This window comes from Bradyrhizobium sp. Ses1 (genome assembly GCF_059512365.1).
This window is the reverse complement of record NZ_JCAMOQ010000007.1, coordinates 235,984-243,784: the sequence shown is the minus strand read 5'-3', so window position 1 is coordinate 243,784 and position 7,801 is coordinate 235,984. Positions and strand designations below refer to the sequence as shown.

General features: G+C 60.4%; 8 protein-coding genes. 4 read left to right on the top strand and 4 right to left on the bottom strand.

From position 1 onward, the window contains the following. Positions 1–438: 438 nt before the first annotated feature. Together AC5ZG5_RS12025 and AC5ZG5_RS12020 are read left to right on the top strand one after the other, a co-directional pair. Positions 439–1,173 carry a transglycosylase SLT domain-containing protein gene (locus AC5ZG5_RS12025; RefSeq protein WP_245474557.1) on the top strand — a complete coding sequence of 245 codons (735 nt, stop codon included), beginning with the start codon at positions 439–441 and terminating at the stop codon, positions 1,171–1,173. A 983-nt stretch (positions 1,174–2,156) separates the two neighbouring features. Further along, positions 2,157–2,438, top strand: coding sequence for a hypothetical protein (locus AC5ZG5_RS12020; RefSeq protein ID WP_456642004.1), 282 nt, complete (start codon positions 2,157–2,159; stop codon positions 2,436–2,438). On the opposite strand, the gene AC5ZG5_RS12015 is transcribed toward AC5ZG5_RS12020, so the two are convergent. Further along, on the bottom strand, positions 2,422–2,718 hold the full coding sequence (locus AC5ZG5_RS12015) for an HU family DNA-binding protein (RefSeq protein WP_028164672.1): 297 nt from the start codon (positions 2,716–2,718) through the stop codon (positions 2,422–2,424). The genes AC5ZG5_RS12020 and AC5ZG5_RS12015 overlap by 17 nt on opposite strands. A 339-nt stretch (positions 2,719–3,057) precedes the next feature. Here AC5ZG5_RS12015 and AC5ZG5_RS12010 point away from each other — a divergent pair, with 339 nt between their 5' ends. Together AC5ZG5_RS12010 and bluB are read left to right on the top strand one after the other, a co-directional pair. Beyond that, a complete protein-coding gene (locus tag AC5ZG5_RS12010) occupies positions 3,058–4,044 on the top strand; it encodes an LLM class flavin-dependent oxidoreductase (protein ID WP_130223883.1) in 987 nt (328 codons plus the stop codon). Between the two features lie 182 nt (positions 4,045–4,226). Beyond that, on the top strand, positions 4,227–4,859 hold the full coding sequence (gene bluB / locus AC5ZG5_RS12005; protein ID WP_456642003.1) for a 5,6-dimethylbenzimidazole synthase: 633 nt from the start codon (positions 4,227–4,229) through the stop codon (positions 4,857–4,859). 34 nt (positions 4,860–4,893) lie between these two features. Here bluB and AC5ZG5_RS12000 read toward each other — a convergent pair whose 3' ends face one another. From AC5ZG5_RS12000 to AC5ZG5_RS11990, 3 genes are all read right to left on the bottom strand, one after another. Further along, positions 4,894–5,826 (bottom strand): sugar-binding protein, encoded by a 933-nt coding sequence (locus tag AC5ZG5_RS12000; protein WP_456642002.1) that lies wholly within the window; start codon positions 5,824–5,826, stop codon positions 4,894–4,896. Between the two features lie 94 nt (positions 5,827–5,920). Then, positions 5,921–7,003, bottom strand: a complete 1,083-nt coding sequence (locus AC5ZG5_RS11995) for an ABC transporter permease (protein ID WP_456642001.1) — start codon at positions 7,001–7,003, stop codon at positions 5,921–5,923. After that, on the bottom strand, positions 7,003–7,767 hold the full coding sequence (locus AC5ZG5_RS11990; protein WP_456642000.1) for an ATP-binding cassette domain-containing protein: 765 nt from the start codon (positions 7,765–7,767) through the stop codon (positions 7,003–7,005). Before AC5ZG5_RS11990 ends, AC5ZG5_RS11995 begins: the two co-directional genes overlap by 1 nt. Between the last annotated feature and the right edge of the window lie 34 nt (positions 7,768–7,801).

Sequence of the window (7,801 nt, the reverse complement as noted above, 5' to 3'; positions counted from 1 at the left end):
CGCTCGTCAGTCGCACGCATCGCGTCCACCGCATCTCACCGCAACGTTCGTGACGATCGCGACCCGCCCCTCATTCGGGTGAGACGCGCGGAGTTAAATCACTGATTTGCCCGACGGCGAAAGCGGAATGTTTTTTCCGCGAGGGGTGGACAGACTTTTGCTGATTTGCCCGTCGGGTTGATTTGTCGCACGCGGCCGCCCGGCCTGAGCCGGCTTTCGCGGACCGAATGGTCGCGTCTACCCAACCCTCCGTGATGGGTTTTGCTCGCGATCAATCCGCCCTATCAACTGTCGCTTGTTGATTCAGAACAGAATGACGGACCGACGATTCCTGTGTCCTCGCCGCGCACTACCAAGCCCTCTTCTCGCAGGACGCATGTCAGGAGAGGCTGGAACAGGTTCCTCCCTCGCCTTCGCCTCTGGCATGGCGCGCGTTGGGTGCGACAAAAACTCACGACAGCACCGCGGGCGGTTGCGGTCGTTGGCGCTGTCGCGATCCTCCTGGCGGCATTCCCTCTGATGAACCTCGTCTACCACGTGGTCCGTAAGCCGACCGAGTTGTTCTTCCTCGTTGGCGGCGCACTCGACAAGAAGCCGAGTGAAACGTGGCGGCAGTACGGACCGCTCTTTCGCGCCTACTCGACCAGCACGATTACGCCCGAATTGCTGGCCGCGTTGGCGCAAGTCGAGAGCACCGGCAACCCGGTGGCGCGCACCTACTGGCGTTGGCAACTCAACTGGAATCCTCTCGCAGTCTATCAACCGGCCTCGAGCGCCGTCGGCCTATATCAGATGACCGATGCAGCTTACGCCGAGGCCGCCCGGTCCTGCATCCGCAAGAACGCGGTCGTCGATGCCGACTGCGGATTCACCAGCCTGTATCTTCGCACGCTTCCAAGCCATGCCGTCGAACTGGCGGCCGTGTATTTGGACCGCAATGTCGCGGCGGTTCTCGCCCGCGCGACGAATGCGACGGCAAACCCGCAGCAGAAGCAGGATCTGGCCGCATTCATTCATCTCTGCGGCGCCGGTCCGGCGGGGGCTTTCGTACGGCGGGGTTTTCAAACGATGGCTGGCGAGCGCTGCGGCGATCACCTCGTCGCGGCCTATCTCGCCAAGGTCAATGCGATGAAGCGCCAGTTCCTACGCTTTGCTGCCGACGGCCGGAATTAGGGCCGCCCCGGTTACCCGTTAATCTCCCTTAGGCCCGGGCGGGCCCATCGGTCCTGCGGGGCCTGGAGGACCCGCCGGCCCGGGCGGTCCGGCAGGACCGGGAAGGCCGCAGTTTTGTATCACCACGTCTCTCGTATCCTGCCCGGAGGTGATCTTGACAATGCAGGTGGAGGGAAACTCTGGTCCAATCCACCTAAACCCTCCAGTCGAAGTGCTCTCGACCTGCACTGTTTTATTTGGGCTAATCTTGATCTCCACGCCCGGCTCGCGAGGCCGCCTAACCCTTCCTACGATGACCAACTCGCCTCGCGATATGGTGGCAGTCGTGATCAATATCTCTGCATATGCATTTCCATGCCATGTGGTCACACAGGCAGTTATGACAGCCAGGACGGTGCCGATGAACCTAGCGAGCATGACGGGCTTTCCCTCGTGCGTCCTGTCATAATCCGAAATTCATCACCAGAGCTTCGGTTCTGATTCAATCAGAACCGAAGCTCTAAATTCTTGTGTTGACGCGTTTTCTTCACGCGAACCGGTATCCACTTCGCTCGAAAACGCTCTAGAGCCTCGGTTCTGATTCAATCAGAACCGAAGCTCTAAATTCTTGTGTTGACGCGTTTTCTTCACGCGAACCGGTATCCACTTCGCTCGAAAACGCTCTAGAGCCTCGGTTCTGATTCAATCAGAACCGAGGCTCTAAATTCTTGTGTTGACGCGTTTTCTTCACGCGAACCGGTATCCACTTCGCTCGAAAACGCTCTAAGAATAAGAACTCGACTACGCGAGAAGATGTTAACAGGCGCGTTCCGGATAGGAAGCGAAATCTATCATGGCGGCCGGGAAGCGATGCCGAACGCTGCGTCCATGGAACTTAAGCTGATGCTGCTCGCGCAGTCAGTTGTCGACCAATTTCGACGATCACCTCGAATGCGGCATCCGCATCGGCTTCTGTCATATCGAATGAACCCGCCTGAAATCGGATGACGATGGACTTTGGTCTGCGTGAGATAGATCCGTCCGTCGTTGTTGATCGCATTGATCAGTCGGAGATTCTGTTCATCAAGGTCGGCGACGTTCTTCGGTTGATAACGAAACGAGAACGATGGGAGCGTCGCAATCGCGACGTTCCCATCGGAAGATTCAATTGCGAACGCTCATTTCTTGAACTTCGCCTGCCCGGTCTTTCCGACGGCGCGCGTTGTCGTCCGGCCAGGACCGATCTTTTCGACCACCAACCCATCCGCTTCAGACAGCATCTTTAGCCACCTTGAGAGGTGACGCCTTGACCGACCTGCTGGCTGGCTTGGCCGCGAACTCCATAGGCTCTTTCGTAAAAGGATTTATACCGCTGCGGGCTTCAGTAGCAGGCTTATTTACGACCGACATTTTGACGAAGCCGGGAATGACGAACTCGCCGCACTCATTCAGCTCCTTGTAGCCTACAGTCGCCATCTGCTCGATGACGGCCTTTACGTCTGCCTTGGAAACCTGCGTTCCTTCTGCAATTGCATCAATCAACTGATTCTTGGTCATCTTGGCCATGATGGATTCCTTTGTGGAGGCTCAGAACAGTTTTGAAGCGCATGCGCTACCCGGGCTACGTCACCCTGATCGGAGGCGACAAGCCACGCGGTTCGCTTCTCGTTCGTACCTGTGATCGTGAAGTCTCCGGCCTTAAAACCTATCAAGGCCCAAAACGCAAGGAGCAGGTCGGCACTGTTGGTCAATCGCGTACCGGATTCAGCGGATTGACCCACACAGAGACAGTGCCCATATGGGGTACAAGAATCGAATGAAGCCTGCCGTTTCGGACAAGCTTGGACGCGGCCCAGTATCTCTGGCAGCGTCATTCCACACAGAGGGTTTCGTTCGGGAGGTCCTATGACGACACTGTCTATCCTCGATCTCGTCCGCGTCACTCAAGACACCGATGCCCGCGGCGCGCTCGATAACGCCCGCGACATCGCGGTCCATGCCGAGGCTTGGGGCTATCGCCGCATTTGGGTGGCGGAGCACCACAACATGCCGGGCATCGCGAGCGCCGCGACGTCGGTTGTGATCGGTCATATCGCAGCGGGAACAAAAACGATCCGCGTCGGCGCGGGCGGCATCATGCTCCCCAACCATGCCCCCTACGTCATCGCCGAGCAGTTCGGGACGCTGGCGCGCCTGTTTCCAGGCCGCATTGATCTCGGGCTGGGCCGTGCACCGGGGACCGACCAGCTGACGCTGCGCGCGTTGCGCCGTGCGCCCGAAGCGGCCGAAAACTTCCCGCAGGACGTTCTCGAAGTGCAGGCCTTTCTGGCTCCTGCCGGTCCCAATCAGCGCATCCAGGCGGTGCCGGCGGCGGGAACGGAAGTGCCGTTGTGGATTCTCGGATCGAGTAATTTTGGCGCGATGCTGGCAGCTGAGCTCGGGCTTCCCTATGCCTTCGCCTCGCATTTCGCTCCTGACCTGCTGATCCCCGCGCTGCAGATCTACCGCAGCCGCTTCAAACCGTCCGAGCAACTTGACCGTCCCTACGCGATGGTGGGCGTCAACATCATCGCCGCCGGCAGCGATGACGAAGCGCGCAGGCTGGCGACGACCCAGCAGATGTCCTTCACGAACATCTTCCGCGGCGCGCGGGGCCTCAGCCAGCCGCCGATCGACGATATTGAGAGCTACTGGTCGCCTGCGGAAAAAGCGCAGGCGATGAGCATGCTCGCGCGCTCCATCGTTGGCTCGCCCGATACGGTTCGTTCGGGCATCGATGCGCTCGTTGCGGAAACAAGCGCCGACGAACTCATGATCGTGTCCGATGTCTACGATCACGCAGCTCGGCTGCGCTCCTTCGAACTTATCGCCAGCGCCGCCGGTGTTGCCTAAGAACTGTGTCTTGGTCTTGGGCCGGCCAAGACCGTGCTTGCCTGATCCTGCTCCGCTGGCCAGGGTGATGACGGCATGGCTTGCAACGCGGCAAATTGGGGGACAGATTGGGCGCGTTCGAACAGATCGGCGAAATCGCCGTGCTGCTGGTCCCGCATCATTATTCAGAACCGTGAGCCCTGATGGTTTCCTTCGACGAACCCTTTCGCCGACAACTGCGCGAGCTGTTCGTGTGGCGTCGCGACGTCCGGCGGTTTCGTCCTGATCCGCTCCCGAGCGACGCCATCGAGCGGCTCATCGAGATCGCCTGCCTTTCCCCTTCGGTCGGCCTGAGCCAGCCTTGGCGGTTCGTCATTGTCGAGGACAAGGCGAGACGCCGGGCCGTGATCGAGAACTTCAAGGCCTGCAATGCTGATGCCTTGCAGTCCTATTCGGGCGAACGCGCGGCCCGATATGCAGCCCTCAAGCTCTCTGGCCTCGAAGAGGCGCCGGGACACCTGGCTGTGTTCGCGGAAACGACAGGCAACGTGGGTCACGGCCTCGGGCGTGCAACCATGCCGGAAACGGTCGAATATTCCGTCGTCGCGGCGGTCTGCTCGATGTGGCTCGCCGCGCGTGCAGAGGGCATCGGGGTTGGCTGGGTATCGATCCTGAACCCAGCCAGTATCCACGAGATTCTTGTAGTGCCGGAGTCCTGGAAATTCATCGGCTACTTCTGCGTCGGGTACCCCGAGGCAGAGTTCGATCGACCAGAACTTGAGCGGGCCGACTGGGAATATCGGCGAGCGTCGAACGAATTTGCGATTCGACGCTAGTCCGTTCCGCCGAAGAAATCCGGTCCAGACGTTCCTACTTCAACATCTTTGCGACGTTGTCCTTCGTCACAACGTCGAGACCAGTGTGGATGATCTCCGGCACCTTCTGGCCCTTCTTGATTGCAAGCAGAGTATCCATCGATTTCTCGCCCATCTCGAACGGACGCTGGCCGACCAGCGCATTGGCATAACCTTCGTTCAGAAGCTCGAGCTGCATCCTGAGGGTGTCGGCCACGACAAGCGTGAACTTGCCGGCGTCCATGTCCTTCTTGCTCTTGCTGGCGAACGCCTTGAAGCCTTCCGGCGCGAACATGGGCCAGCCGCCGATCGGAATGATCGCCGCGAGGTCAGGTGTCGCGGTGCGCAGATCCGTCATCTGCTGCACGCCAAGCGCGGGATCGTCGTTGCAGAAGGTTGGCGAGCCCGGGACTTCGGTCCACTTCGAACCTTTGAGCGCTTCGCGGACGCCATTGACGCGTTCGGCCAAATTCTGCGCACCCGGCCCGCCGGAGATCATTGCGTATTTGCCGCCATCGGGCCGGAGCTTCAGCAATTGCTTGCCAAGCGCGAGGCCGAACTCCTTGTTGTTGGTGCCGATGTAGGCGATCCGCTTCGAGCCCGGCGCGTCCGAGTCAAACGTGATGACGGGAATACCGGCTGTCGTTGCCGCCTCGATCGACTTTGTCATCGCCGCAACATCGGCGACCGAGATGGCCAGGCCGTCCACCTTTTGGGTGATGAAATCCTGGATGATCTGGGCTTGCGTCGCGGGCTCGTGCTCGACGGGACCTTTATAGATGCATTCGATGTTGCCGAGCTCCTTGGCGCGTTTCTGGCAGCCGTCGCGCGCGAAATCAAAGAACGGATTGTTCATGGCCTTGGGCACGATCACGAATTTGTAGCTCTGAGCAACCGCTGGCGTCGCCATCACGGCGATGGCCATGCCGGCAAGAAGTACCTTCCTCATTGCTTCCCTCCACATTTTTTGTGCCTATCCCTTGAAATCAGCGGCTCCGGGAGGCGGATAGACGAACATTTCGTTATCCTCCCGGAGGAGCTCTTTAGGCCATGCGCGATCGGATGCGATCGACCAGCACCGCCGCGATGATAATCACGCCCACGAGGGTCTGCTGCCAATAGGAGTTGACCTGCGCGAGCACGAGGCCGTTGCGGATCACCTCGAGCAGCACGCAGCCGACAATGGCCCCGAGCGGGCCGCCGACGCCGCCGGCGAGATTGGCACCGCCGATGACCGCGGCCGCAATGACATTGAGCTCGTAGGACGTCGCCATGTTTGCAGGCGCCGATCCCAGCCAGCCGGAGATGATGATGCCCTGCAGACCCGCCGCGAGCGCGCAGATCACATAGACCTCGACCTTCACGCGCACGACCGAAATTCCCGTCAACGCGGCCGCCTTCTCATTGCCGCCGAGGGCAAAGACGTGGCGGCCGAAACTGGTGTGATGCAGCACGACCGCCATCGCCACCGCGAGAACCACGAGATAGATGAACGACACGGGCATGCCGAGCACAACGCCCGATGTCAGCGCGTAGAAATAATCGGCGTCGGGGCCACCGGGAAAACTGCCGCGGCCGTTGGAGACGACGTAGCCAAGGCCGCGCACGATCGAGAGCATGCCGAGCGTGGTGACGAAAGGCGACAGCCCAAGCACCGCGATGCAGAAGCCGTTGACGAGGCCGACCATCAGCGCGACGCCGAGCCCCGCCAGGACCGAGACGAGCAGGATCAAACCGGGCACATTCGCGACCACAGTCTTGCCGTCAGCCGCCAGATGCACGAACCACTCTGCGCCAGGCGTGCCCGGCGTCGAGATGTACGTCATGACCATCGAGGTGATCATCGCGGAAAAGCACATCATCGAGCCGACCGAAAGATCGATGCCGGCCGTGATAATGACGAGGGTCACGCCGAGCGTGGCGATGGCGATGAAGGAAAAGTTCTTCGCCACATTCTGCATATTGCCTTCGGTGAAGAAATACGGGCTCGCGAAGTTCATCACCACGAACAGAGCCACCAGCGCGATCAGGACGTAGCCGGTCTGCGAGGCAAAGAAGCCGCTCTGCCACCATTTGGCCTTGCCGATATTGGTGAAGGTGATGGGAGATTCCATGCGCGTGGCCATCACGCAGCCTCCTTCGCTCCCGTGATGAGGGAGGTGACTTCCTCGGGGCTGGTGTCATCGATCGCCTTATCGGCGCACTTCTCACCGCGGCGCATGACGACGACGCGGTCGCAGACCGCGAATACGTCCGGCATGCGGTGCGAGATCAGCATCACCGCGACTCTCTGCTCCTTCAGGTGATGGATCAGGCTTAAGACCTGCTCGACTTGGCGGACCGAGATCGCGGCCGTCGGCTCGTCCATCATCACGAGCTTGGCATTGGAGAGCCGCGTCCGGGCGATCGCGACAGCCTGGCGCTGGCCGCCCGACATCTGCTTGACGAGGTCATGCGGACGGGTCTCCGAGCGCAGTTCTCCGAACAGTTCCAGCGCGCGCGCCGCCATCGCCTTGTGATCGAGAAAGGCGAACGGACCAAATTTGCGCTTGAGCTCACGGCCGAGGAAGACATTGGCGGCCGCCGTGAGATTGTCGGCGAGCGCGAGGTCCTGGTAGACGACCTCGATTCCGACCGCGCGGGCATCGATCGGACGGGCGAAATGAACCGCCTTGCCGTCAAAGCGAATCTCGCCGTGACTCGGCGGGAAATTGCCGGCGATGATCTTGACGAGCGTCGACTTGCCGGCACCGTTGTCTCCCATCAAGCCAACCACTTCGCCGGGGAGGATGCGCATGTCGACCCCGTGCAGCGCGCGAATGGCACCGAACTCCTTGCCGATGCCTTTCAACTCCAGAACCGGTTGCCCGGCAGCGTGAGGGGTTGCCATGGTTGGCCTCGCTCAGACATGCTGGTTGACCAGC